Raw genomic sequence first — 23,976 nt, forward strand, 5'->3', positions numbered from 1 at the left:
ATACCTCCATAAAAGCGTTAGAATAGAACGTATGTTCTTATCCTAACGCTATTGTACCATTCTATTCGATTCAATAAAACCTCTATTTTTTCCTACCTGTTAATTTCCTTGTAATTGTAGCAGTATCTAAAAATGAGTAACTTCTTGCTGCAATGTCGATATCTTCGAGTTTCTCATCAATATATTCTTTTGTAATTATGATATCATCAGTTGAAAAGATGGCAGTCAATTGTTTGTAAAAAATATCAGGTATTTTATCGATTTTATCCTTATGGTAGATAAATTGATCATATAAGTAGGCTAGGTCTTTAGAATTGATAAATACTGGTTTTGTATGATGACCTTTAGATATCTCTTCACGTATGAACTTGCTCATTGCTCGTGCTTGTCGATCTCTAAATTTGTTGCCAATAAAAATATGAGAAGTAATTTCTCTTGAGGTACAGTAATATGAAATATCGACCAGTTCGTTCAGTCGTTTTATATAATGTAAACCTTTACGATTCTCGGAAGCTCCTAACTTATAACCTGCGTTTTCCAAAGTGAATTTGCAATCATAAGTAAATCCATGTTTTATTTCGATTGACATAGCCCCTGTATCTTCCTTATATTGCACTGCAAATATTCCTTCAGGAACTGCATGACCCGAGTATTCTTTACCCCATTTTTCAGAATTAGGAAAAAGATGCTTGATTATAGTAAATACATCGTCTTCAAGCATATTCTCATCATATATATCTTTCAGATCGACCGTTTTATCACCGATATATGTGAGACTTTTTTTTGACTTCATAGCAGCAGTCACAACCTGATGATGGATGCGTTTTTCTAAATCTTCCAGATAATTATCCATTAACTTATGGAGTTGATCTTTTTCGTGATGAATATAAACCTCGCCGAAGGTTACCTGCTCAATCGTTTCGAGAGCATGACGGTCACTTGTTTGTTTATCGATTCCATAACACACGATGATTGTTGGAATTAACTTTTTTTCGATCCATTCAAGTGTCTTTCTGGTTAGAAGACTGTCTGTGACTAGTACCTGGTAAGGACGTTTGTTGTAAAGGAAACGTTTAAAAGTGAACTCGCTTTTTTTGAATTTTTGTTTGGAAATTTTTGGGTTATCACAGTTTTCATGGTTATTGACAAACTCATCGATCAGGCGATGAATGTATTTCTCAATCTTCTCTTTGTTTGGAATCAACTCTTCCAGAGTGGATTGATTGACCGATTCCTCACACTCAGGGCATATCAGTTTTCCTTTTTCTTCGTCATTTACAGAAACCAATTTGCGATCTATGGTTGTGAAGCTGCACTGCGAGCAATTAAAGCTGGTTTCTTCAATCACATCAATCAATTGAGAGGATTGCAGCCCAGCATATATATCCGTATGTTCATCAGTGAATTGATCAGTGCTGGCGAATCTGAAAACTTGATCAACCTTAAACGCTTCGCCGCCATCAAATTTGTTTTGCACAGGCTGATCAAGCGGAAAACCAAATTTCTTTAAAAACTTCTCTTTTATCGCACTTTTAGTAGAACCACTTAAACCGCCGTCATTGAGCTTGAAAATCACATTACCGTTTTCCAGCACGATGGAGCGAATCGACTTAGAGTGTTTTTCAGAACGAAAACCAATTTTTTTAATATCTTTAAGACTATAAAGATCAACAATTCCTCTTTTAAAAGCATCATTCACGCTGGGCCAAATATCACTACGTTTAAGCTGCAAAATGACATCAGGTGACTTGATTAGTAGTGAATTGGAAAATGTAATAGACTCGATGGAAAAATCTTCGGGTTCTTCATCGCCAACAGGTGTACCTTCCCGAAACAGTTGCACAATATCATTTGTGTTATAGTCGGAGAAAAGCTCGGTATCCATTTTTCGTAGCACTGTGTTAAACTGCTCATCAAAATATCTTTTTACACCCTTCACATCCGTAATTGCTGCCTTGATCTCCAACGTTTTTGTATTGGTATCGATTGCAAATAAAATTTCATCACGGTCTTTAATTCGCTTATTCTGGTCATAGCCAGGCCTCTTGGAGTCTTTTACCTTTTTATACATCAGATAGATCGAATGTTTTTCGCCCGTATCACAGTGTGCGACAACCCTGTAATCATTGTTCTGGCCAGAGTTTTTACGCATTATTTCGAGAAGTTTCGTTTGGTAACTGTTATCACTGCTAAGTTTGTTCCTTACATCGGGAAAATTTTTATCAGTAACGTAAAGATCACCGGAAGCTTTGTTTCTCCATTCATGAAGAACGAGAACTTCAAACAACCAGGAAGGACTTGTAAAGAACATATATATCAGTTTGATAAGTGGAGATACGGATGGATTGGAATAATCCGGTACTTTAAATCTGAAAACTTCTTCTACAGCTTTTTTCTTTCTCCGTAAGAAATCTTTCAAATAAAGAAAATTCAAAAAATTTGGGGTCTCTTTTAGATGTTGATTCCATTTTTGTTCATCCTCGAATTCAGGTATTTGAAGGATGGATTGCAGGGCTTCTTTATCCGTTGGGTTTAAAAAAGCAATGAATGCAGCCTGATCAGCTTCTGAATATGTCTCAGATATTCTTTCATGATTGACGAGTAGCTCATCCCAGTAGGATTCAGTAATATGTTCCATATCTTTAAATTTTAATGAGTACGACATGATTTCATACCTCCGACAATCTATTTCTACAAAAACTAGTTGAATGGATCGATAGGCCTAATTCCTTTATACTATATTTTAGGAATAAAACCAATAACATTAGGTCTATGGGTTTTGTTTCGAATGTTTTCTGAAAATGCAGAGATGAACTTGGAATCGTTGATATTTATACAATCCTCAACCTTTTTATCAGAGGAAAGTTTCTTGATCAGCAAGATACAACTTACACATCTAATAAATCTGATCAAGAGAGCGGACGCACTCTTTCTTTAGTTATTCAGCCAACTAGAATTGCCCTACGAAACATACCACTCTGTTTTTGAAAAATAAAGCTGGCCATCATTTTTTTAAGTAGCAATTATTTAAACTTCCCTCATCATACGTGCAAAAAAATAGAATCAATATACGCAGTTATTGAAGGTATCCTCATTAATTATCCGCTGGTTAATTTTGAAGTGAATTCCGGACAATTGGTTACCGTAGATCCTTATCCTGGATCGTCTAGAAAAATGAGGGTGACTGCTCATTTTCCTCAAATCCGTAAACAAGAGAAGCATGTGCTTTATTATAAACTCTCCAACTATTCACTGATGATGAAGTTAAGTACCATGGTTAAAGGGGGGGCTGATTCCGTTAGAAATTGTCGCTAAAGCAAACGCCTGTCCATCCTGTGCATATTCTCGAATCTACAGTATATTTAGAGAAGGAAATGAAAATCCCAGGACGCATTCTGAGGAGGTTGACTCAAATACATGGAAGCGAATATAGAAGGACTCCTTCGTGTATTGGGAGAGCATCATAAGAAGGTCGACAGCATTCCGGAGGCGGACATTCAGGCAAAAGAACAAAGCCTGGGCTTTCCATTACCGACGGCGCTGCGGAATTATTACAAAACTTTGGGACGTTCCCCATATATCACCCAAAGGTGCAATAACCAATATGAACCTCTGCCACTACAGGAAGTGTTCATTCCCGATAACACGTTTTTTACGGCAGACAAGGCGTTTCTGGTCTTCTATCAAGTGGAGGAGTCCGTGATATATTGCGGGATCCGAATTCAGGATCTGAAGGAGCAAGACCCACCGGTCTATCTGTGCGCGTGGAACTCCCCCGATTGGCAGCTGGAAAATCGATCGCTTCAACGTTTTCTCGCTGGCAAGGCGCTTGTTCAGCTGGGCGTGGAGGATCGGCTTCCGTATTGGGCCATTTTTGATGAGAGCATGTGGAGCTTGTCCGATTACCGCAGATGTATACGTCTGGAGGAACCGGAGCATGAGATAGATGAGGGATCAGAACTGAATGCGTGGAAAATCTATGTAAAGGACGATGTGCTGATCGTATTTGAACTCGACGTATCCGAAGAAGAGACGGATGAGCTGTTGGCCGTATATCTGTCATCCTTTCAGCGAGCGAGTATAGAGGATTTACTGAACGAGATGGGAAAGGCAGTTAGCTTGCCTGCGTTTCGAACGAATCTGTCAGTGAAATGATGGATTGAGGGGAGAAGTAGAAAGTGGATAGTGCATGCCGGAAATTCACAAGTATCAAGAGGATCTTTCTATTTCTCTTCCAACTCCCTCTCATCCCCCTCTATCAAAACAGAAGCCTTAACATGAAGCGCCCTTGCTAATGCCGTAATCGTTAGCAGAGTAGGCGCTTTTTCTCCGTTCTCTAGTTCACTAATATAAGATCGGTCGACACGGGAATACAGGCTGAGCTCATCTTGGGTGAGCTTATTTTCTTTGCGGATATTTCGAAGTGCTCTGCCGAAGGCAAGTAACTCTATGGGTTTATCACTATGATTAGTCACGTTATAACCCCTTAGAGAAAGCAGGCTGCTTTTACCAGGATACGATTCTTCTTCATATCAGTTGCCCTTAAGAATATATGAATTTATCCCTGCATTTCTTGGACAAAAACCTGCTTCACGTCAGTTTATTGCTATGCAACAGGGCACTAGAATCCAAGCTAAACGTCTTATATAAGGCAGGAGAGAGGGCAGCTTATTTCAAATATTTTACTATAATAGTTAGCTTTTAATCGATTTTATAATCTTTGGTGATAACTCTAAAAAAGCTGATCGGAATCCGATCAGCTTTTTTAACTATCTCCATCAATTCGCCTAAAAATTTCATTTAGTATATTTCGGACCATCTCAATATCTTTTGAATCACGTTCTCTCAATAAAGAGATAATGTCTTTCATACCCGACTCCTCTGTTAGTTCTTCCTGTTCTTTCAAATATGTAAAAAGCTCATACACTCCAACATCTAATGCACTAGCAATCTTCGCCAGATTCTTCATGGAAACATTACGTTCGGCTCGTTCAATAAATCCTATATAACTTATATTGAAGCCAGCCTTTTCTGCTAATGCTTCTTGAGATAATCCTCTTATTTTACGAAGATCCTTTATACGTGCTCCGACTAATTTTAGAACATCAGGCATCGTTACACCTCTCTTTAATAGAAGTGTAGGGAATGTTTTGATTTGCAATAATACATAGATAATAAGTTATTTGAATAAATTACTACTATACGGTAATATTGTATGTAGTTTGTATTTATTTATTCATCCTAAGTGAGTATTTATTTCTATATGTTTACTCTTTCTGATGAACTGAGCTAGAACTACTTCTTATGCACCTACAATTTTGGAAAGACCAATAAAGGAATTCAGTCGCAGCTGGGGTATCGCCAATAACCGAATAGGAGCTGACGTATGTGAATCATTTAACCTCCATCGACGAATGCAGAGATAGCAAAGATAGCAAAGATAGGCTGTTAAAAAATCAGGAGTCCTCTATTCATTCCAAATCAATGATTAAGATGCAGCATTTCGTACAGATCTATATGAACTCAGCAGCCCGGATGATGCATCCGATCTCTGCTTATGTATGTATCTTGTTTAGTGACCGCGCTTTAGGATGCATGCTCAAGGCATTGTATATGAAGAAGAATAATTGCATGTTTTCTCCATCTTACTTTTCGCTTCAGGATATCATCCAGCTAACGGGACAGAATTCCATCCCGGATTTGGATAAGGTGATGTTTATTCATACCCTTAATTTTGTGGTCGGATGCAATGATGCTTCAATTTTTCAACATATGGATGCCTTGCAGCTTCAGAAGCTTCTGAACCGCGTGGACGATGTGCTGATTCACCTATCGGGTAGAGTAGTATCCAATCCTTCCGAGTTGTATCGTTCGATTTTTTAATGGTATGATAGACCTTCACCCAAGGCCAATATTTTAACTTTAGAAATTTTGTTATTATAAATCAAACTAGTCTGGCACTATAGGTGTCATTGCCATAAATCTGCCGCGAAATACTGGTAGTCAGGCTTTGAGAACATAGGAGGATACATGTCCTGGAGCAAATTAAAGCAACAACTGGAGAGCTTTCTCTCTCCTGCGTTAAATGGAAGGGTCGAATACCGGGCAACCAGTTATCGTTATCTACCTGATAAATCCGGAATTTGTTATCTTGCAGTAGATAAAAAGAACGTACTCAATATGAGTGATACAACTGGCTCAATCAGATGGTATCAGACGGAGCAGGAAATTAAGAATGATCCGGATATCCAAATTCCTATCAACAATGATGAAATTGAAGCGATCAGAAAGGATACCAAGGGGACCGTTCCCGAGGATCGTCTTACAGTCATTGCAAGAAGCAGAAAAATTTCAGAACTTGCAAAAGAGCTTTTGTCAGCACAGGCCGCATTAAGTAAATCAAATTTTGCCGTAGTAGCTACTACGTTTTTATCGATTTCTATAGATGAAAGCTTGGAGAGTAATGATATTTTATTGAATATTTTAGCTTTGGTGGACAGACGAGTTGGCAAAAAGCGAATTTTAAACATGGCCGAGAAGATGAAGTTAAAGCATCCAATTGTGCAGTATTTTTATGAACTACGGCGCAGTACGTTATGAAAATGAACTTGCATTTACAAGTAAACCGGAGATCCATTGGAGAAATAGCAAGGAGGGGCATCGCCCCTCCTTTTTTTCGAATCTATGGGGAGTATGCTCCTCTCTGGGTTATGATATATGCATTGAAGTGTCTACGATTAACATATACTGCCGTTTGATTTACGTTGCTTAAACATGCTATAAGTGAAGAAAAAGCAAGAGCATAAACAGGTTGTATTTACCATTTCGGATAAAGATTTTTCCTGGTATTTATAGAGGGGTATTTGATATGACGGATAATTTTTGGCGCGATTTACCACGGCCTTTTTTTGTACTGGCGCCCATGGAAGATGTGACGGATGTGGTGTTTCGCCATGTCGTAAGTGAAGCAGCCAGACCGGATGTGTTTTTTACGGAGTTTGCGAATACAGAGAGCTATTGTCACCCGGAGGGGAACCATAGTGTGCGCGGACGTTTGACTTTTACAGAGGATGAACAGCCCATTGTAGCCCATATCTGGGGAGATAAGCCGGAATACTTTCGTCAAATGAGTATCGGCATGGCGAAAGAAGGGTTTAAAGGCATCGATATTAATATGGGTTGTCCTGTAGCGAATGTAGCAGAGAATGGGAAGGGAAGCGGCCTGATCTGCCGTCCCGACATTGCAGCGGATATTATCCAGGCCGCAAAAGCCGGGGGACTGCCCGTCAGTGTAAAAACAAGGCTCGGTTTTAGTAGCGTAGACGAATGGCGCGACTGGTTAACCCATATTTTGAAACAAGACATTGTTAATCTGTCCATTCATCTGCGGACAAGAGAGGAAATGAGCAAAGTAGACGCTCATTGGGAACTGATTCCGGAGATTAAGAAACTTCGTGATGAGGTGGCACCAGATACACTTCTAACCATTAACGGGGATATTCCTGACCGTCAGACTGGCTTGAAGCTCGCCGAACAATACGGTGTAGATGGAATTATGATTGGGCGTGGTATTTTTCATAATCCATTTGCTTTTGAGAAGGAGCCGAAGGATCATAGCAGTGAGGAATTGCTTGATCTGCTACGGCTGCATCTGGATCTCCATGATCAATATTCAGCACAGGAGCCACGTTCATTCAGACCCCTTGCCCGCTTCTTCAAAATATATGTCCGTGGATTTCGAGGGGCAAGTGAATTGAGAAATAGCTTAATGAACGCAAAGTCAACAAGTGAAGTACGTGCGTTGCTCGATGAATTTGGAAGCAAGGATCATGATGAGGTAGATGAACGGTAAAAGTTCAATAGGATGGATAGATTACTGCTTACGATGCCTGTCGAGAATGTGGCATTGTCGGAGTTAGTTTAATAAGAAGCAGCCAATATGTGAATTCGCATATTGGCTAATTTATTTTATGTAACAAAAATAAATCACTATAAAACTCTGAAGTTAATTCATTGCGAATCTCCAACCGTAAGTTCTAGTTGTAATTCCATCTTTTTTAGCATTTATGATTTCAGTTTCATAATATTTTGAAATGCTGCTACCAATGATAATACCTTTTACAATTGGAAGGCCCAATTCTTTTTGACACTGTTTAATATAGTGCTTATTATTCGGTATTAGAAAATGTATCATGCTTTAGATTTTTAAAATCACTTACCTGAAAGTAGTATTTGATACCTTGTTTTGGCCAATTGTTTTCTGTTTTCCGTTGATCCATCCAACGCATAAACTCCTACTGTATAGCTACGATAACTATTCAACTGTTAATTCACTCCAGTTTGATAGTAATCGCATAAATCAGTTAAAGAGCATTCTAAACATTTTGGCTTACGTGCGACACAAATTTTCATGCCATGTTGAATGATCCATTCGTGAGCATGTGTTTAAATTTAAATGGAGTTATTTCATTTATCGTATCTGCTGTGTCCTCTCTTGAGGTTGTGTCAATCCCTAAACGATTTACGACCCTATGAACGTGTGTATCTACAGCAATGGTTGGCTCGCTAAAAGTGAAGTGCATCAGTATGTCAGTACATTTACGTCCAACTCCAGTTAAAGCAAGAAGTTCATCTCTTGTATTTGGAACTTCCCCATTATGTCTTAGAATTAACTGTTGGCACATTTTTTTTAAGTTCTTTGTTTTTCTGTTGTAATGCGCAACCGGTTTGATTAATGAAGCTAATTCTTCATCTTCAAGTGCAATTAATTGTTTGGGGGTAGAGATTCGTTCATAAAGAGCTGTACATGCGTCAATCGTCCTTTTTTCCGTTGTCATCGTAGAAAGGGCTATTGACACTAACGCTTTGAAAGGAGTACTAGATAATCCTTTTGCAATCCACTCGTTATCTGTAGGTAGTTATTCTAGAACTTTTTAGATTTTGGAGACTTATTTCTCGAACGAGTGAGGTGAAATCGCTCTTTTTTCCTCTCAGACGCAAGTCGATACTCTTTTCCAAATTACTACTTGCTTCATCATTGGATAATTTTGCAACATACATAAGTTCATTTATTAACAAATGACATGCTCTTTGTAGTGAATCTTTGTCATGTGAAGTAAGTTTGAGTTCATATTTTGGTGCATAAACCAAATCGCGGATCACCTCGGCCAGGTTGAAAATTTCTCCTGATTTTAACTTAGCATTTAACAGTTGTCTTCTCTCTGATACAAGAATAGGTAACTTGCTGAACTTTGTAAAAAAGTGACTTTTCCAAAATGGCTAAGCTGGAGAGAGGGCGGATTCCAAATTGTTCTGCCGATTCCTGAGGAACTAAAACATCCATCTTGAGCTCTCTAAAGTAAAGTGTTATATCAATCATGTTTCTCCCTCAAGTTCATTAGTAATATATTTAATTATAACATTTCCCTGTCAACCCCCCCTTTAGATGCAATTTTGTCAATGTATATTTGAACATCATTGCAAGCAAAGTTAAAATAAAAAACTTGAATTAAAAAAAGCTTGACTAGTACGATAATAAAAAGTGTATGCTTACAAAATAAGTTACAAATATTGATCATAGTTAGGAAGTGAAGAGGTAAAAGTCTTATGTAGCCTGTTATTCACTTATACCAAGTAAACAGATGTGTTTAGTTTTTTTTATTTTGTTTTTAAATCCTTATCTTAGTCACAAGGTAGGTAAGTGACAATGTTTTGAAAGAAAAAGAGGTCTTGAAAAATGGATGTTAAAACTGATGGACAAATAGTAGAGCGGGATATAAGCATAGAAATGCGTGAATCTTTTATCGGCTATGCGATGAGTGTGATTGTCAGTCGAGCTCTGCCTGATGTGAGAGATGGACTTAAACCAGTACATCGTCGGATCCTGTATGCAATGTCAGAGCTTGGTATAACCTCTGATAAACCCTATAAGAAGTCCGCAAGGATTGTTGGAGAAGTCATTGGTAAGTATCATCCACATGGTGATGTTGCTGTGTATGAAACAATGGTTAGAATGGCTCAAGACTTTTCTCTACGTTACATGCTGGTAGATGGGCATGGGAACTTTGGATCCATAGATGGGGACCGGGCTGCAGCAATGCGCTATACGGAAGCACGGTTATCTAAGATGGCTACAGAGATGTTGCGTGATATCAACAAAGACACAATAGATTTTCAACCGAACTATGATGGTGAAGAGCAAGAACCTCTCATATTACCTGCCAGATACCCCAATCTTCTTGTAAATGGTGTGGGAGGTATTGCTGTCGGAATGGCAACGAATATCCCCCCTCACAATTTAGGAGAGGTAATTGATGCTGTGAATGCCTTGATAGATAACCCGGATTTGACGTCTCTAGAACTGATGGATCATATTTCTGGACCGGATTTTCCCACCGCAGCTTATATCATGGGGCGTTCTGGTATTCGCAAGGCTTATGAAACCGGTCGTGGTTCGATAACGATGAGGGCCAAGACGAGCATAGAAGAAGTTGAAAATAAATCAAGAATAGTTGTACACGAAATACCTTATCAAGTAAACAAAGCACGTCTTGTAGAAAAGATAGCAGAACTTGTACGAAACAAAACAATTGATGGTATCACTGATTTACGTGACGAATCCGATCGGAGGGGTTTGAGGATTGTCATTGAAATTCGACGTGGGACTAATCCAAATGTATTACTGAACAATTTGTTCAAAAATACGTCGTTACAGTCTAATTTTGTCATTAACATGCTCGCAATTGTCAATAACGAACCCAAAGTTTTAAACTTACGAGAGATCATCCATCATTATTTACAGCATCAAATGGTTGTCATTCGTCGTCGTACTGAGTTTGAACTGCGTAAAGCAGAAGCTAGGGCTCATATTTTGATAGGTATGCGGATCGGTTTAGATCATATTGATGAGATTATCGCTTTGATCAAGGGATCTTCTTCAAGTGAGAGAGCTAAAGAGAGCTTGATTCAACGTTTTGAGCTCAGTCATGATCAATCACAGGCTATTCTTGATATGCGATTGCAGAGACTTACTGGACTAGAACGCGAGAAAATAGAAGATGAATACAATGAAATTTCAGCAAAAATAACGGAGTATCGTGAGATTCTGGCTAGTGAGTCAGTATTATTAGAAATCATTCGAGAAGAACTTAAAAGCATCAAAGATCGTTTTGCTGATGCTAGACGTACTGAAATTATGTCAAATACTGAGGACATTTTAGATGAGGATTTAATCCCACGTGAGGATGTTATTGTCACGATTACTCACACCGGCTATACGAAGCGACTCCCCATTTCAACGTATCGTTCGCAAAAACGTGGTGGAAGAGGGGTCGTCGGTACAGATACCAAAGGTACTGATTTTGTAGAGCATTTGTTTATAACCCATTCACATAGTTACTTATTAATTTTCACAAATAAAGGAAAAGTGTATCGATTGAAAGCTTATGAAATTCCTGAACTTGGGCGCACGGCTCGTGGAACAGCAATAATTAACCTTATTCAAATTGAACCTGGTGAAATAATCAATGCAGTTATAGAGGTTGAAAACTTTGAAAGTGATGGATATATATTTTTTGCTACTAAACAAGGCGTTGTAAAGAAAACAGCGCTATCTAATTACAAGAATGTTAGAAAACCTGGGCTAATAGCTATTTTTCTGCGCGATGATGACTCACTTGTAGACGCAAAACTCACTGATGGCACAAAGGAAATAATATTAGGGACTTTGAAGGGGATGTCAATTCGGTTCCCAGAAGAAAATGTACGGGCAATGGGACGGACTGCGGTAGGGGTTAAAGGAATTGATTTAAACACAGATGACACTGTTGTTGGCATGGACATCATGGAATCGAACAAGGACATCCTCGTGGTAACTTCTAATGGGTTTGGTAAACGGACCTCGGAAAAGGAATATCGGAGCCAAAGTCGTGGTGGAAAAGGGATCAAAACGATCAATACCACCAAAAAGAATGGTTTGATGGTCAGTTTAAAAGTTGTGAGCAATGAAGAGGACTTAATGATTATAACTTCTAGCGGTACGCTCATCCGCATGAGAATGCAAAGCATCTCGACTATGGGACGCTCCACTCAAGGAGTTAAGCTAATAAACACACGTGAGGATGACTTCGTGGCTTCAGTTTGTCGATCTGATCAATCTAAAACGGAAGATTAGTCATTTGATTGTGTGAATTGCAAACAACTGAAGAACGGTAATAATCTTGTTCAACTATGGCTACTATTGATGCGGTTGACGAAGCTTGTTTTAAACGAATGGTACAAGGAGTAAGTGATGATGAATCTTTACAAATTTGAAATAAGTGTAAATGGTTTTCTTCTGAAAGTGCATTATTGTGCGAATGAAGAAAGCGGACTTATTTACACTAAAAATTATATTTCAAAATTCCAAAAAGAAGTGGCCAACTTAGAAATGAAAGTGAACATTTACAAAAGAGAACAGCAAAAGCAACGCAGGTATAATCGAAAACCATACATGTTCACAAAAACACTGCATGAGAAGGCAGGCGTACCTGTCTAGAACGCTTCAATTTTTTTTTATAAAGGAGGCCCACCAATGCAAAATTTCATTCATGTCAGAGGTGCAAGAGAGAATAACTTGAAAAATATCAACGTTGATGTACCTCGAGATCAAATTGTAGTGTTCACAGGAGTAAGTGGCTCGGGGAAATCGAGCTTGGCATTCGATACATTGTATGCTGAGGGTCAAAAGAGATACGTGGAGTCATTCTCAGCCTATGCACGACAATTTTTAGGCCAAGCCACTACGCCAGACGTAGACTCTATTGAGGGACTTTCTCCTGCTGTAGCTATTGAACAGAAAACAACCTCACGAAATCCACGCTCTACTGTAGGGACAATGACAGAGATTTATGATTATCTGCGTCTACTCTGGGCAAGAGCCGGTACACCGCATTGTCCGGATTGCAAAATAGAAATTGGGTGTCAATCTGTTGATGAGATCGTTGAGCGTATTTATAAGTTACCTCAAGGAACTAAATTTGCTGTAATAGCACCGATTATAAGTGGACAAAAAGGAGAGCATAGCAACGTATTGGATCAAGCACGGAAAAATGGTTTCGCACGTGTTCGCGTAGACGGGACATTTTACACCTTGTCGGATGAAATACAAATCGACAAGGGTGAAAAGCATACTATCGACATCGTTGTTGATAGACTAACGGTCAGAACAGAGGATGCTCAACGTTTAGTGGACTCTCTTGAATTGGCACTCTCTCTGTCAGGAGATACTGTCTTGATTTATGATTATGAGAGTATGCAAGAAACTAGTTTCTCTCAAAGCTACAGCTGCTCCAACTGTGGAACGTCACTCACTGAATTGTCTCCTCGTTTATTTTCCTTTAATCATCAGCTAGGGGCATGCCCAACATGTCATGGGCTGGGCATCCATCTTAGCCCTGAGGATTATGAACGTTTCAATAATTCGCAGTATGAAACCGATGGTGAGCTGATTGTCTCATCTTGCCCGGATTGTCTGGGGGATCGCTTGTCGGCACAGCCCCTTGCAGTTACGGTTGGAGGAATGAATATCGCTGAATTCTGCAAGTTATCTGTTAATGATGCTATTGATATGGTGGAAAGCTTAGACTTATTGGGAGCAAAGAGGACAATTGCAGATCCTATAATTGCCGAAATCCGTGCTAGGCTTCTTTTCATGAAAAAGGTAGGTTTGACATATCTAACGCTTGCTCGGGTTTCAGCTACACTATCTGGTGGGGAGAGTCAGCGAATTCGGTTAGCATCCCAAATTGGATCGGGTTTGGCCGGTGTACTCTACGTACTTGATGAACCCTCCATTGGATTACATCAACGTGACCACTCACTCTTGTTAGCGGCTCTTCGTGATTTGTGTGACCTAGGAAACTCACTCCTTATTGTGGAGCATGATGAAGAAACAATTCGGCAAGCAGACTGGATTATAGATATAGGGCCAGGAGCAGGAAAACACGGTGGAGAAATTGTGGCACAGGGCCCAATGGATAGCATAATGAACTCACCAAAATCAATAACTGGTCAATATCTGTCGGGCAAAAAAAGAATTGAAGTGCCTGAGAAAAGACGCTCTGGCAATGGGCAAACATTAGGGATAATTGGTGCGTCTGAAAATAGTCTGAAAGATATTGATGTCTACATTCCTTTAGGGACACTGACCTGTGTCACAGGTGTCTCGGGCTCAGGAAAATCTAGTCTGATCAATGAGATCTTGTATAAGAAGCTGGCTGCTCAACTGAACAGAGCCCAGACAAGACCAGGAAAGCATAAGGATATTGTGGGCACACAATATCTCGACAAAGTAATCCATATCGATCAGAGTCCAATTGGACGTTCGCCTCGATCTAACCCAGCGACTTATACAGGGCTGTTCGACCTCATCCGCTCCCATTATGCACTAACAAGTGAGTCAAAAGTGCGTGGATACGAAGCAAGAAGATTCTCTTTTAATGTCAAGGGGGGGCGATGTGAGGCTTGTGCTGGAGAAGGCCTGATGAAGATTCGAATGCACTTTCTTCCTGATGTGTTTGTTCCTTGCGAGGTATGCATAGGTAAGCGCTTTAACCGTGAAACGTTAGAAATCCACTACAAAGGCAAAAATATTGCGGATGTGTTGGCGATGACCGCAGAAGAGGCATTAGCGTTCTTCGAGAATATGCCTAAAATACGTAAAAGAATTGAGGCGATTTGCAAAGTAGGACTTGGTTATGTCCAACTGGGGCAAGCGTCTACTACGTTGTCTGGTGGGGAGGCTCAGCGAGTCAAGCTTGCTGCAGAGCTTTTAAAGCCAGCCACTGGTAAAACCCTCTATGTAATGGACGAACCGACCACAGGCTTGCACACAGCCGATGTGCATCAATTGATTAATATCATGCATGAACTTGTCAATAGCGGAAACACCGTGGTTGTAATAGAGCACAGTATGGCAGTGATCAAAAACGCTGACTATATCATTGATTTGGGGCCTGACGGTGGAGTAAATGGAGGAGGGCTTGTTTGTGCCGGTTCACCAGAGGAAGTTTCCAAATGCGAAGCAAGTTACACTGGAAGATTTCTAAAAAAAGAGTTGAAGGAGCACTGAATGCAATGGAACTGATTAGCCAAAAAGTCACGCATATTCGTTTCGGTGAGGGATGTGTTGTGAGCAAAACAGAAAACCGAATTGGCATTCATTTTTCAGACCCGATAGGACAAAAATTATTCATTTTTCCTGATGCATTTGTACAGTACTTGCGGATGCACGATCCTAAGGCTCAAGAATATGTGATTAATCAATATTATCGAAATCAAAAGGAAATGGAAGCAGAGAAACAGCGGAAACTGCATCTTCAAAGGGAAGAAGAGGAACGTGAAGCCGCTGCTGATGCAGCCCGTATAACAGCCAATCGCAAAAAAGCAGCATCAAAGAGAAGAACCTCTGGAAATAAGAAATAAAAATTCCTAATTGCACCGCATTGAAGTTCAATTGGGTGTTGCTTTGGCATGAGAGTCTTAATTTGGCAAGTAGCAAAAATCGGTTCTTAATCACATTATAGTAATAATGTTCAAAAAATAGACACAATGTACTGGTCAAAGCTGCTTGACACGCATGTGATATAATAAAATAGATTGAGTAGAATGATTGTCTTCAGCATTAAAAAGTAATGGGAATGTTTATCTAGATAAATCATCAGAATTAAATACCATGTATAACTATAAGTTTAGTTTAATTTGATTGGTGTTTGTAGAAATTAATTTTCCTTTTCCACTGAAAAAAAGTTTTAACAGAATTAATCTAGGCTAACTTGCTTTAGATGTTGTTATCTACTGAGGGGGCAATAACTATGAACATGGAATTAACTGCAACATCAAGGAATGATAGACAAAAATCGTTGGAAAAAGCATTAACAGAGATTGAACGAGCATTTGGGAAAGGGTCCATCATGCGTCTAGGGGAACATTCAATGAACAGAACGGTTGAAACAATTTCAACTGGTTCTATTGGCCTCGATATAGCATTGGGAATAGGTGGAGTGCCAAAAGGTAGGGTCATTGAAATTTATGGTCCAGAGTCATCTGGTAAAACCACATTAGCGCTTCATGTTGTTGCAGAAGTTCAAAAATTGGGTGGAACAGGGGCATATATAGATGCTGAACACGCCTTGGATCCAACCTATGCAAAAGCATTAGGTGTTGATGTTGATTCGATGCTTATCTCCCAGCCTGATACAGGAGAGCAAGCATTAGAGATAACAGAAGCATTAGTAAGGTCTGGTTCGGTAGATGTGATTGTTGTGGATTCGGTGGCAGCTCTGGTTCCTCGTGCTGAAATCGAAGGTGAGATGGGGGATGTTCACATGGGGCTTCAAGCGCGATTAATGAGTCAAGCATTAAGAAAGCTGACAGGTTCAATCTCAAAAACACAGAGTATAATCATTTTTATAAATCAACTGAGAGAAAAAATTGGTGTTATGTTTGGTAGTCCGGAAGTAACTTCAGGTGGGCGAGCATTAAAATTTTTTTCCTCCATTCGGCTTGATATTCGTCGTATAGAATCCATTAAGAACGGATCTGAAATAGTAGGAAACCATATACGTGTTAAAGTTGTAAAAAATAAGCTAGCTCCACCATTTCGTATGACTGAATTTGACATCATGTATGGTGAAGGGATTTCAAAAATGGGGGAACTTATTGATATAGGGATTGAACGTGGGCTGGTTCAGAAGTCTGGATCTTGGTTTTTTAGAGGAGAAATTAGGCTTGGACAAGGAAGAGATTCAGCAAAGAAGTATTTTATGGATCATCCTGATGAAGCAAAAACTCTTGAAGATGAAATTCGGATATTCGAGCAAAATTCTCATGATAATAATGAAAGAGATGAAGTACAGGTTAAAGATAACTTATTTTCTAATGGGATGAATGAGGAATCAGAAGTGAATGATGAATAGTTATGGATGGGAGTTGTTAGGTGATTGATTCTCATAACAATGCAATTATGAACTTAAATTAGTGGGAATTAACTATATGTCTTGATAATAGGGTAGGAACACTTTAGCAGGATTGGTTCCTCAAGGAAATAAATGGTGTAGGAGGGCCCATGTGATTATGAAATATTTCGAAGAAAGTGCGACAAAGGATTCCGTTCAATTTTACTTGGATAAAATCGGCAAAGTACAACTTCTCTCCATAGAAGATGAAAGGATTTTGGCAGGGAAAATCAAACAAGGGGACCAGACGGCAAAGCTGAGATTCATAGAAGCGAATTTACGCTTAGTTGTCAATATTGCAAGCAAGTATAAGTGGAGTCAGATGTCCCTTCTTGATCTAATTCAGGAGGGAAATCTAGGTCTATTGAGAGCAGTTGATAAATTCGATTCTGAGAAGGGGTTTAAGTTTAGTACCTATGCGACTTGGTGGATCCGTGGAGCAATAGAACAGGCTGTTATTGATAAAGGAAGGGTAATAAGATACCCCACACATATTTTTGATTCGTTGAGAAAATGGACAAAGACCTTCCAACACTTTTTTTCGGAATTTGGTCGTGAACCTACTCCCGAAGAGATGGCCCACAAGATGAATATGCCAGTAAACAGAATTCTCAAACTAAAAAAACTCGCAGACAAGCAAATTTTATCTTTAGACATGGAGATCGGGGTAGACCCGGTCATGAAACTCGGAGATTTGCTTGAAGACAATAATAGTAGAAAAACAGAAGCTCTCATAGAGCAAAAAATTCTTCAGGAAAAAATTAATGAAGTTCTCCAAACATTAAACAAGAGGGAAGAAAGCGTACTTCGGTTGCGGTATGGATTTGATGATGGAGAGTTGCACAGTTTTCAAGAAATTGGCAAGGCACACGGTGTTTCACGTCAACGAATTAACCAGATTGAAATTAAGGCTTTAAAGAAAGTAGGCCAATATTTTGCTGAAGAACAACTTCAAGATTATCTTGAGATGTAAAATGTTTGAGTTATAAAAAAGAAGCATTATATTTCGCTATTTCTAGGAATCATAAGGAGGGATATCATGAATGGAATTAAGACAGGCGAATTGGTTTTCTATCCATTGTATGGTGTTGGACTTTTGGAAGAAAAAGTAACCCTTCCACATGAAGACGAAAAAAAGGATTATTTTAAAGTCTATTTTGAAGAATTGAAAATGAATATTTTCATTCCCGAAGATTCTGCAGAACATCAAGGAGTAAGACCTCTTAGTAGCCCGGAAACATTAGAACGGTCAAAGGCTCTTTTCTTTGGAAGATTTTGTGAATTACCTGAGCTTGCATCAGACAGAAAAAAAATATTGTTTCAAAAACTGAAATCAGGAGATATTCTCAACGTATCTGAAGTGATCCGAGATTTAGTGTGTGCACCTAAATATGATCTTAGGCTAAATTCCCAGGACAAACAATTACTTGATACGGCATGTAACATGCTAAAAATTGAGCTGATGCATGTGCTCAGCATATCGAGTGAAAGGGCAGCGGATAGTCTAAAACAAACTATGAAGTTACGACTAAAGGGAAAATTTGACTAGTGATATTAGTGTGAAAGTTAATCCTATAAATTACAGACAAGGTGGAAAAAAAAGCATATGAAACGAGTACTTTATGCATGATTGAGCAAACCATTCATTTTCGATTAAAAGAGGATACTGAGCGTGAGATTGCAGTAAGAGCTGTTCAAGCAGAAGTCGAATATGGAATGAAATTGATTCCCTCTTCTGGTAAGTCTATCGCGAATATGAGTATATGAAGAGATAATCAAACGAAAAGAAACGAGGAGCAAATCGGAGACAGTTTTATGTTAGGAGTGAAGGGAAACATAATGTTTGATCATTCCGATTAGCATATGGGGAGGAAAATATGATTCTTACAAAAAGAGAGGCCGCTGTAATTAAGATGCTTCGTGGCAGTGAAACTCGAAGAAACATTGCCCGCAAACTTAATATAAGGATGCATGAATTAGATAGTATCGTTTCAGAGTTAGAGAATCAATCAGCTATCCAGAGACTGAAATCTGAGAAATATGAGTATAGAGTACTCTTGGGCACATATGAAGTTGATGAAAATAGCGAACAAGCGGTTATGCCTAAAAAAACAAAAGTGATCGAGGTCTTGATTCCTGAAGAATACGAAAATTACATTAGAAATCAATATGGATTAATCCCTCGAAGGGAGATCGCACGTCAACTTAACTTAAATAAGGTGACTTTGAATCTAATGATTATGAACCTTGGGTTAGCAGACAAGGAGATGTTACAGCATAATAATCAGCAGTATTTCAAGCAAAATGAGATGTGAATAATAAAAGTTGATTATAAACATATTTTCGCCGTATTCAGGAATTGATCAGGTGTTTTTCTTTTGAATCCCCAATAAAACATAGAATAGTAATTTCTATAAAGACAGTCGACTAATTAGTGGCTGTCTTTTCGATAAGCTGACGGAAACGGTACTTCAAAAAAAGCTAGGTGTTGATTGCTCATTTCCATTAAGCTAACGGTCAGATAAGTAAGAGACCAAGAACATTGTTCTTGGTCTTTGTTAAATCCTAAAGTTCCTCACCATTGCTTTCAATAACGCGTTGATACCAATAGAACGAATTCTTTTTCAACCTTATTAAGGTTCCGCTTCCGTCATCATTTTGATCGACATAAACAAAACCATATCGTTTAGACATTTCAGATGTGGATGAGCTAACGATGTCAATGGCACTCCACGTTGTATACCCGAGTAGATCGACTCCGTCTTTGATGGACTCTTTCATTTGTTGAATGTATTCTCTGAAATAATCGATCCGGTAATCATCATGTCATAGAGCTGATTTAAGGAGTAACGAAGCCCGATCGGATCAATCTGCCATCCCCAGTCTGATGCTGTGAGATGTGGATTTTTAAAACCACCAACGAGGTTGCCTGCAGTTTGTTCGAGATGTTCAGGATCTGAACTGGAAATAAGGGACATGTAGTAACTGAAACTCACAAAATCAACCGTACCAGCTAGCAGAGTAGCCTTATCCTCTTTTTCAAAAGTTACTTGAATTCCTCGTTCAGCAAAGTAGCGTTCCATGTAGCTAGGATTATATCCACGTGCCTGAACATCAGTGAAAAAGAAATTCCGATACTGGTCATCGTGAACCATCTTCATAACATCTTCGGGTTTGGACGTCGCTGCATAGGTTGTAAAGCGAGCGATCATACATCCTACCTGTGAACCAGGGATTAAATTATGTGCTAGTAGAAAATACGGATGCATTGATCTCATTAAAAATAATCCAGTATTTTACCTTTGAATATCTTATAAATAAAGTTAGGGCGTGAATATAGATTGTGTGCCTAGCTTCCACCATACATAAGAAGGCTGCAAAGGCCGATTCCATAGGCTAAGTCGGTTTGAAATGTCGCATCGAAAAGGAGAAGCCTTCGCTTATGAAGAAGTTATATACTTCCCAGGAGAGCTTGCGTAAATCGGTTACGGAGAAATTTTGATCGATTATAAGAACATGAGGGGAGATGAAATGTTGACATATAACAATGATCTGATGAACAAAGAGCAATTGCTCATGGAGCTGGACTCGCTGGGTTATTCGGACAGGATGAAGCGGATGGCGCTTCTGGGGCGCCAGCATAAAGGAGATGCGGATTATTCTGCTCTGCTCGTAACCTTGCTAGAAAGCGGCACCGCCTATGAGGCGCATCTGGCTTTGACCGGTGCCGACGTAGTGAATGATGCTCGTGCGGTTTTGTTTGCCCTGAAGCATTCTAAGGCAGGGGTCAGAGGGCGGGCGGCTGGACTACTGCCAGAAGTGATTACAGATCCGGACTTTTCGGTTGAGTCCGAAATCACTCTGATGTCGTATCATTGCCGACAACAATTGCTGCGGAGCATCTTGAATACATATCGTCAGGATTGGGCGGAACGGCTGTTGCCGCTCGTGCTTGACCGGTGGGGGGCACAAGAAGCGTCCTTATTATTGGCCGTGTGCAGCGAAGAGACGGTTCGCAGCAGGCTTCCTGAGCTGGGGTATGCGTTACGCAATTGGCGGCTCCTAACGAAGTACTATCCCGATCTTGTTGCAGCGTATTTCAAGAATGCTTTGCAGAACGCAACGCAGCGGGAAAAGGTCAATATATGGTGGACGCTCTCATCGGCAATTGAAGTATTGAGTGTTTTAAGACCGGCGATCGTGTTGGAATGTGCGCTTACGCTTGGGCCGACGGATATGATTCATCCTGTACTCAAGCAGCAATTGGGCATTCTGATTCAGGCCAGCCCTGAAGACGTATTCGAACTGCTGACACGTGAGGAGACACGGGGTTATCTTTTGGATCATGGCGTTCCGGCAGGCGTTTTGAAGAAGAGAAAATGGTTTACCACAGCGCAGTGGACCACGCTGACTACCTTGCTCGCAAATCAGCCTGTACATGTAGCCAAGGTGCTGGATAACCTTGCGCCATCTTGCCGCGAAGCGATGTTTGATGCCGCTTATAAGGAAGACGAGCGAAAGACACGCATTTTCCCTATGCCATTACTGGATGTACTGCCGCATCGACTGCGTGACAAGGAAGCTGCCCGCATGCTGGAACTTCGCGACATTCGTGATCATCGGGATGACATGCTCGAAACGACGGCGCGCCGTTTAATTGTTAACGCCAGGGAGAAGCTGGAGCAAGCCGTCCAGGTGTCTAATAGCGATGAGCGTGCTGCGGCCTATGCCCACCTCGTTCGGAGTACAGCTCTATCCCGAAGCGGAATGGATGAGACGCTGCGCTTCCTGACTCGAATAAAGAACGACCAGGATCCGGTGCGCTGGCAAGTTATGGTCGAGCTCTCAAACTGTCCTGCTCCAATGTTTAAGGAAGAACATGTGAACGATCTGACTGTGCTGGTGGATAGCGTGGTTGAAGCCAGGGACACTTCGTACGGGACAAGGTCCGCCACGGAGAAACTGGCTTTTGCCATACTGCGTGAACATGCATTGGAGCCGAAAAGCGATCTATTCAAGTTCGCTTTGAGAACGTTTGGAAGATTGACGATGCGGGATGGTCAGTTTGCGTTGTTCTCCATGGATTGGGATAGCATACCAAGTTCTGCACTGGAAGCGTTGTTCGATGAGATTTATGCCTTTGGTGTAGAAGCGAACAAGCGCGAAAACGTAAGTGTGGTCCTGCGTATGGCTGATTTGTTCGGAAAAGCCGTGGATCGATTGCCGAAGCTTCAGCTTCTGCTGGAGGAACTGCTGAAGGCTAAAACGGTATCGCCGCAGGCGGTCCATTATTGGCTGGCACCGTATGGAACTCGGGATGCGAGGGTTAGAGAACTGCTGGACAGAGACCCATCCTTCATCTCATTCCACGACGTATTTATGCATCTGCATCTGAAGCGTCAGGAGTGGTTGGACCCGTTCATCTCGGGGAAAATCATCAAAGGCAAGCATTTATCGGGAAAAACGATTTATGCTGTGCCCGCCTATAATGGGTTTCATCGTTGGCTGCCGCGCCAGCAAAAGGCATTAGCTTCCTTGCTGGAACGGGTGGCATTGGATGCCAAACGGAGTTTCCATGAACGTGCGGCGGCGATGCGGAGCTTGGCAGTCATGCCGGATTATGGCTCCGATCAACTGGAGGTCCTGCTGCAGGATCAGGAAGTGCATGTCGTCGAGGCAGCGCTCTACGCATATTCGTTATGGGAAGAGCCGGAGAAGGCACTTCCTGTATTGTTGGGGAACCTGGATGGAGACCGTGCTCGGGTCGCCATGTACTCGATCCCCAGATGCATGCGCAGGGTGAGCCCGGTCTTGTTGGCGTCCATGCTGTCGGACCTGCTGAATCGGGAGAAATTGAAAATCACGGTCAGAAAAGAGGCCATCCGGCTGCTTGGGGCTTATAAAAGCAGTGAGAGCATGGCGCTTCTTATCCGTGAATACGAGAAACCGAATGTACACAAAGACGTGATGATCGCCATAGGTCACGCTGCCAGACAATGGCTCGATGATGAACGCAGCTGGACCATGATGAGTGCCATGGCAGCTTCTTCGCAGCGTGATATCGCAAGAAGCCTGCTTAACCAGTATTCTGGCGGACTTCCCGTGGAGGCTCGGCCAAGGTATTTGCAATTGATTATCGAAATCGCAGGGCATGCCGATCCGGTTGTGGCAAGAGAGGCTTTCCAAGCCATGAGCCTTTGGGTGAATGGAAGTGAGGAGAAGGTAGCGGCTTCCGCCAGCAGAACGATTCTTGATTTGGAGGATAACGCCAGATGGAAGGCCGCGTTGGATACCCTCATTGTCGCTAGTCGTGACGGGAAGGTGAATGATCGGGTCATCGGCGTTTGCACACAGTTGGCCGACACGGAGACGAAGGCCGAATGGAATGCTGCCCCCGAGAGAGACCTTCCAGAGCGGCAGCGTCTGGTGGCATTGATTGACAAGCTGATCTCATTGCCTCCAAATGCAAGGCGGGTGCTCGTTCCTTTATATACGGGCATGATCGATGCTCTTAAATCCAAAGAAACCCTGAGATCAGCCGTGATCAAGTTATATTTAGCGATGGTTGAATGGAACCAGGCGGATCAGGCTGCCCTGCATTTAGACCCTGTGATTCAAATGGTGGAGACCTATCCGCATCTGTTGGATTATGCCTACAGACAGATCGCTCGGGCAGCAAATGCCAGCCAGGCGTATTGGAGACCGGAGACTATTCTGGAACTGGTGGACAATTTGAGAGATCGGCAGCCGTTAGCGGCCCAATATATCGGTCTTTCTTTGCTGAAGGTTGCGGGAACATCCTTATTGTGGAACCAGGCTTGTACCGACCGTTTAAGAGCGTACCGGAATCATGAGCATGAGGCGATTCGTCTGGCGGCACTGGATATTTGGACCGTGCTTGAATAGAAAGGCTGTTTGGGTCGGATGGATGCACCCGTAGAATGGCCAGGTATGAATATCAAACTTGCATTATTTCATTTTC

The 23,976-nt window shown here is 41.0% G+C and carries 20 protein-coding genes and 1 pseudogene; 14 read left to right on the plus strand and 7 right to left on the minus strand.

What is annotated here, in order from left to right; all coding sequences use genetic code 11:
* Window positions 1–82: 82 nt before the first annotated feature.
* On the minus strand, window positions 83–2,665 hold the full coding sequence (locus tag MNQ98_RS04855) for a hypothetical protein (protein ID WP_241932164.1): 2,583 nt from the start codon (window positions 2,663–2,665) through the stop codon (window positions 83–85).
* A gap of 752 nt (window positions 2,666–3,417) precedes the next feature.
* Here MNQ98_RS04855 and MNQ98_RS04860 point away from each other — a divergent pair.
* Complete coding sequence (locus tag MNQ98_RS04860) at window positions 3,418–4,155, plus strand: SMI1/KNR4 family protein (protein WP_241932165.1); 738 nt, start codon at window positions 3,418–3,420, stop codon at window positions 4,153–4,155.
* Between the two features lie 68 nt (window positions 4,156–4,223).
* On the opposite strand, the gene MNQ98_RS04865 is transcribed toward MNQ98_RS04860, so the two are convergent.
* The gene (locus tag MNQ98_RS04865) at window positions 4,224–4,475 is read right to left on the minus strand and encodes a helix-turn-helix domain-containing protein (RefSeq protein ID WP_241932166.1); all 252 of its coding nucleotides are present in this window, start codon (window positions 4,473–4,475) and stop codon (window positions 4,224–4,226) included.
* Between the two features lie 290 nt (window positions 4,476–4,765).
* Window positions 4,766–5,113, minus strand: coding sequence for a helix-turn-helix domain-containing protein (locus MNQ98_RS04870; RefSeq protein WP_241932167.1), 348 nt, complete (start codon window positions 5,111–5,113; stop codon window positions 4,766–4,768).
* A 275-nt stretch (window positions 5,114–5,388) separates the two neighbouring features.
* Between MNQ98_RS04870 and MNQ98_RS04875 the strand changes: the two genes are divergently transcribed.
* The 3 genes from MNQ98_RS04875 to MNQ98_RS04885 all read left to right on the plus strand — a co-directional run bounded on the left by MNQ98_RS04875 (window position 5,389) and on the right by MNQ98_RS04885 (window position 7,852).
* Window positions 5,389–5,883: a hypothetical protein gene (locus MNQ98_RS04875; protein ID WP_241932168.1), complete on the plus strand. Its 495-nt coding sequence runs from the start codon at window positions 5,389–5,391 to the stop codon at window positions 5,881–5,883.
* A gap of 147 nt (window positions 5,884–6,030) precedes the next feature.
* Window positions 6,031–6,600: an SF0329 family protein gene (locus tag MNQ98_RS04880; protein ID WP_241932169.1), complete on the plus strand. Its 570-nt coding sequence runs from the start codon at window positions 6,031–6,033 to the stop codon at window positions 6,598–6,600.
* Between the two features lie 268 nt (window positions 6,601–6,868).
* Window positions 6,869–7,852: a tRNA dihydrouridine synthase gene (locus MNQ98_RS04885; protein ID WP_241932170.1), complete on the plus strand. Its 984-nt coding sequence runs from the start codon at window positions 6,869–6,871 to the stop codon at window positions 7,850–7,852.
* 473 nt (window positions 7,853–8,325) lie between these two features.
* Here the strand turns inward: MNQ98_RS04885 and MNQ98_RS29795 are convergent, their stop codons facing one another.
* The 3 genes from MNQ98_RS29795 to MNQ98_RS29800 all read right to left on the minus strand — a co-directional run bounded on the left by MNQ98_RS29795 (window position 8,326) and on the right by MNQ98_RS29800 (window position 9,234).
* Window positions 8,326–8,412 (minus strand): hypothetical protein, encoded by an 87-nt coding sequence (locus MNQ98_RS29795; protein WP_481856758.1) that lies wholly within the window; start codon window positions 8,410–8,412, stop codon window positions 8,326–8,328.
* Window positions 8,409–8,837 (minus strand): endonuclease III domain-containing protein, encoded by a 429-nt coding sequence (locus tag MNQ98_RS04890; protein WP_241932171.1) that lies wholly within the window; start codon window positions 8,835–8,837, stop codon window positions 8,409–8,411. Before MNQ98_RS04890 ends, MNQ98_RS29795 begins: the two co-directional genes overlap by 4 nt.
* Window positions 8,838–8,904: 67 nt before the next feature.
* Window positions 8,905–9,234 (minus strand): hypothetical protein, encoded by a 330-nt coding sequence (locus MNQ98_RS29800; protein ID WP_481856759.1) that lies wholly within the window; start codon window positions 9,232–9,234, stop codon window positions 8,905–8,907.
* A 502-nt stretch (window positions 9,235–9,736) separates the two neighbouring features.
* Here MNQ98_RS29800 and gyrA point away from each other — a divergent pair.
* The 9 genes from gyrA (at window position 9,737) to MNQ98_RS04935 (ending at window position 19,309) form a co-directional block, all read left to right on the plus strand.
* The gene (gyrA, locus tag MNQ98_RS04895) at window positions 9,737–12,172 is read left to right on the plus strand and encodes a DNA gyrase subunit A (RefSeq protein WP_241932172.1); all 2,436 of its coding nucleotides are present in this window, start codon (window positions 9,737–9,739) and stop codon (window positions 12,170–12,172) included.
* Window positions 12,173–12,289: 117 nt separating this feature from the next.
* Window positions 12,290–12,535, plus strand: coding sequence for a hypothetical protein (locus MNQ98_RS04900; protein WP_241932173.1), 246 nt, complete (start codon window positions 12,290–12,292; stop codon window positions 12,533–12,535).
* 36 nt (window positions 12,536–12,571) lie between these two features.
* Window positions 12,572–15,109 carry an excinuclease ABC subunit UvrA gene (gene uvrA, locus MNQ98_RS04905; protein ID WP_241932174.1) on the plus strand — a complete coding sequence of 846 codons (2,538 nt, stop codon included), beginning with the start codon at window positions 12,572–12,574 and terminating at the stop codon, window positions 15,107–15,109.
* 5 nt (window positions 15,110–15,114) lie between these two features.
* Window positions 15,115–15,462, plus strand: a complete 348-nt coding sequence (locus MNQ98_RS04910; protein WP_241932175.1) for a hypothetical protein — start codon at window positions 15,115–15,117, stop codon at window positions 15,460–15,462.
* Window positions 15,463–15,857: 395 nt separating this feature from the next.
* Window positions 15,858–16,955, plus strand: a complete 1,098-nt coding sequence (gene recA, locus MNQ98_RS04915) for a recombinase RecA (protein ID WP_241933848.1) — start codon at window positions 15,858–15,860, stop codon at window positions 16,953–16,955.
* Window positions 16,956–17,112: 157 nt separating this feature from the next.
* Window positions 17,113–17,967, plus strand: coding sequence for a sigma-70 family RNA polymerase sigma factor (locus MNQ98_RS04920; RefSeq protein ID WP_241932176.1), 855 nt, complete (start codon window positions 17,113–17,115; stop codon window positions 17,965–17,967).
* Window positions 17,968–18,033: 66 nt separating this feature from the next.
* Window positions 18,034–18,543: a CarD family transcriptional regulator gene (locus MNQ98_RS04925; RefSeq protein ID WP_241932177.1), complete on the plus strand. Its 510-nt coding sequence runs from the start codon at window positions 18,034–18,036 to the stop codon at window positions 18,541–18,543.
* A 77-nt stretch (window positions 18,544–18,620) separates the two neighbouring features.
* On the plus strand, window positions 18,621–18,761 hold the full coding sequence (locus tag MNQ98_RS04930) for a hypothetical protein (RefSeq protein ID WP_241932178.1): 141 nt from the start codon (window positions 18,621–18,623) through the stop codon (window positions 18,759–18,761).
* A 110-nt stretch (window positions 18,762–18,871) separates the two neighbouring features.
* Window positions 18,872–19,309, plus strand: coding sequence for a hypothetical protein (locus MNQ98_RS04935; protein WP_241932179.1), 438 nt, complete (start codon window positions 18,872–18,874; stop codon window positions 19,307–19,309).
* 250 nt (window positions 19,310–19,559) lie between these two features.
* Here the strand turns inward: MNQ98_RS04935 and MNQ98_RS04940 are convergent.
* A pseudogene (locus MNQ98_RS04940) lies at window positions 19,560–20,327 on the minus strand (family 1 glycosylhydrolase); the annotation flags it as partial.
* A 198-nt stretch (window positions 20,328–20,525) separates the two neighbouring features.
* On the opposite strand from MNQ98_RS04940, the gene MNQ98_RS04945 reads away from it, so the two are divergent.
* Window positions 20,526–23,900, plus strand: a complete 3,375-nt coding sequence (locus tag MNQ98_RS04945; protein ID WP_241932180.1) for a HEAT repeat domain-containing protein — start codon at window positions 20,526–20,528, stop codon at window positions 23,898–23,900.
* The last annotated feature ends 76 nt before the right edge of the window (window positions 23,901–23,976 follow it).

The sequence above is a fragment of the Paenibacillus sp. N3/727 genome (assembly GCF_022637315.1).
Classification (GTDB): Bacteria; Bacillota; Bacilli; order Paenibacillales; family Paenibacillaceae; genus Paenibacillus_AQ; species Paenibacillus_AQ uliginis.

Excerpts from the sequence above, each read along its gene's own strand:
- MNQ98_RS04855 (WP_241932164.1), bottom strand. The coding sequence starts at position 2,665 with ATGTCGTACTCATTAAAATTTAAAGATATGGAACATATTACTGAATCC.
- MNQ98_RS04860 (WP_241932165.1), top strand. The coding sequence starts at position 3,418 with ATGGAAGCGAATATAGAAGGACTCCTTCGTGTATTGGGAGAGCATCAT.
- MNQ98_RS04870 (WP_241932167.1), bottom strand. The coding sequence starts at position 5,113 with ATGCCTGATGTTCTAAAATTAGTCGGAGCACGTATAAAGGATCTTCGT.
- MNQ98_RS04880 (WP_241932169.1), top strand. The coding sequence starts at position 6,031 with ATGTCCTGGAGCAAATTAAAGCAACAACTGGAGAGCTTTCTCTCTCCT.
- MNQ98_RS04885 (WP_241932170.1), top strand. The coding sequence starts at position 6,869 with ATGACGGATAATTTTTGGCGCGATTTACCACGGCCTTTTTTTGTACTG.
- MNQ98_RS29795 (WP_481856758.1), bottom strand. The coding sequence starts at position 8,412 with ATGAAAATTTGTGTCGCACGTAAGCCAAAATGTTTAGAATGCTCTTTA.
- MNQ98_RS04890 (WP_241932171.1), bottom strand. The coding sequence starts at position 8,837 with ATGACAACGGAAAAAAGGACGATTGACGCATGTACAGCTCTTTATGAA.
- gyrA (WP_241932172.1), top strand. The coding sequence starts at position 9,737 with ATGGATGTTAAAACTGATGGACAAATAGTAGAGCGGGATATAAGCATA.
- MNQ98_RS04900 (WP_241932173.1), top strand. The coding sequence starts at position 12,290 with ATGATGAATCTTTACAAATTTGAAATAAGTGTAAATGGTTTTCTTCTG.
- uvrA (WP_241932174.1), top strand. The coding sequence starts at position 12,572 with ATGCAAAATTTCATTCATGTCAGAGGTGCAAGAGAGAATAACTTGAAA.
- MNQ98_RS04910 (WP_241932175.1), top strand. The coding sequence starts at position 15,115 with ATGGAACTGATTAGCCAAAAAGTCACGCATATTCGTTTCGGTGAGGGA.
- recA (WP_241933848.1), top strand. The coding sequence starts at position 15,858 with ATGGAATTAACTGCAACATCAAGGAATGATAGACAAAAATCGTTGGAA.
- MNQ98_RS04920 (WP_241932176.1), top strand. The coding sequence starts at position 17,113 with ATGAAATATTTCGAAGAAAGTGCGACAAAGGATTCCGTTCAATTTTAC.
- MNQ98_RS04925 (WP_241932177.1), top strand. The coding sequence starts at position 18,034 with ATGAATGGAATTAAGACAGGCGAATTGGTTTTCTATCCATTGTATGGT.
- MNQ98_RS04930 (WP_241932178.1), top strand. The coding sequence starts at position 18,621 with ATGATTGAGCAAACCATTCATTTTCGATTAAAAGAGGATACTGAGCGT.
- MNQ98_RS04935 (WP_241932179.1), top strand. The coding sequence starts at position 18,872 with ATGATTCTTACAAAAAGAGAGGCCGCTGTAATTAAGATGCTTCGTGGC.
- MNQ98_RS04945 (WP_241932180.1), top strand. The coding sequence starts at position 20,526 with ATGTTGACATATAACAATGATCTGATGAACAAAGAGCAATTGCTCATG.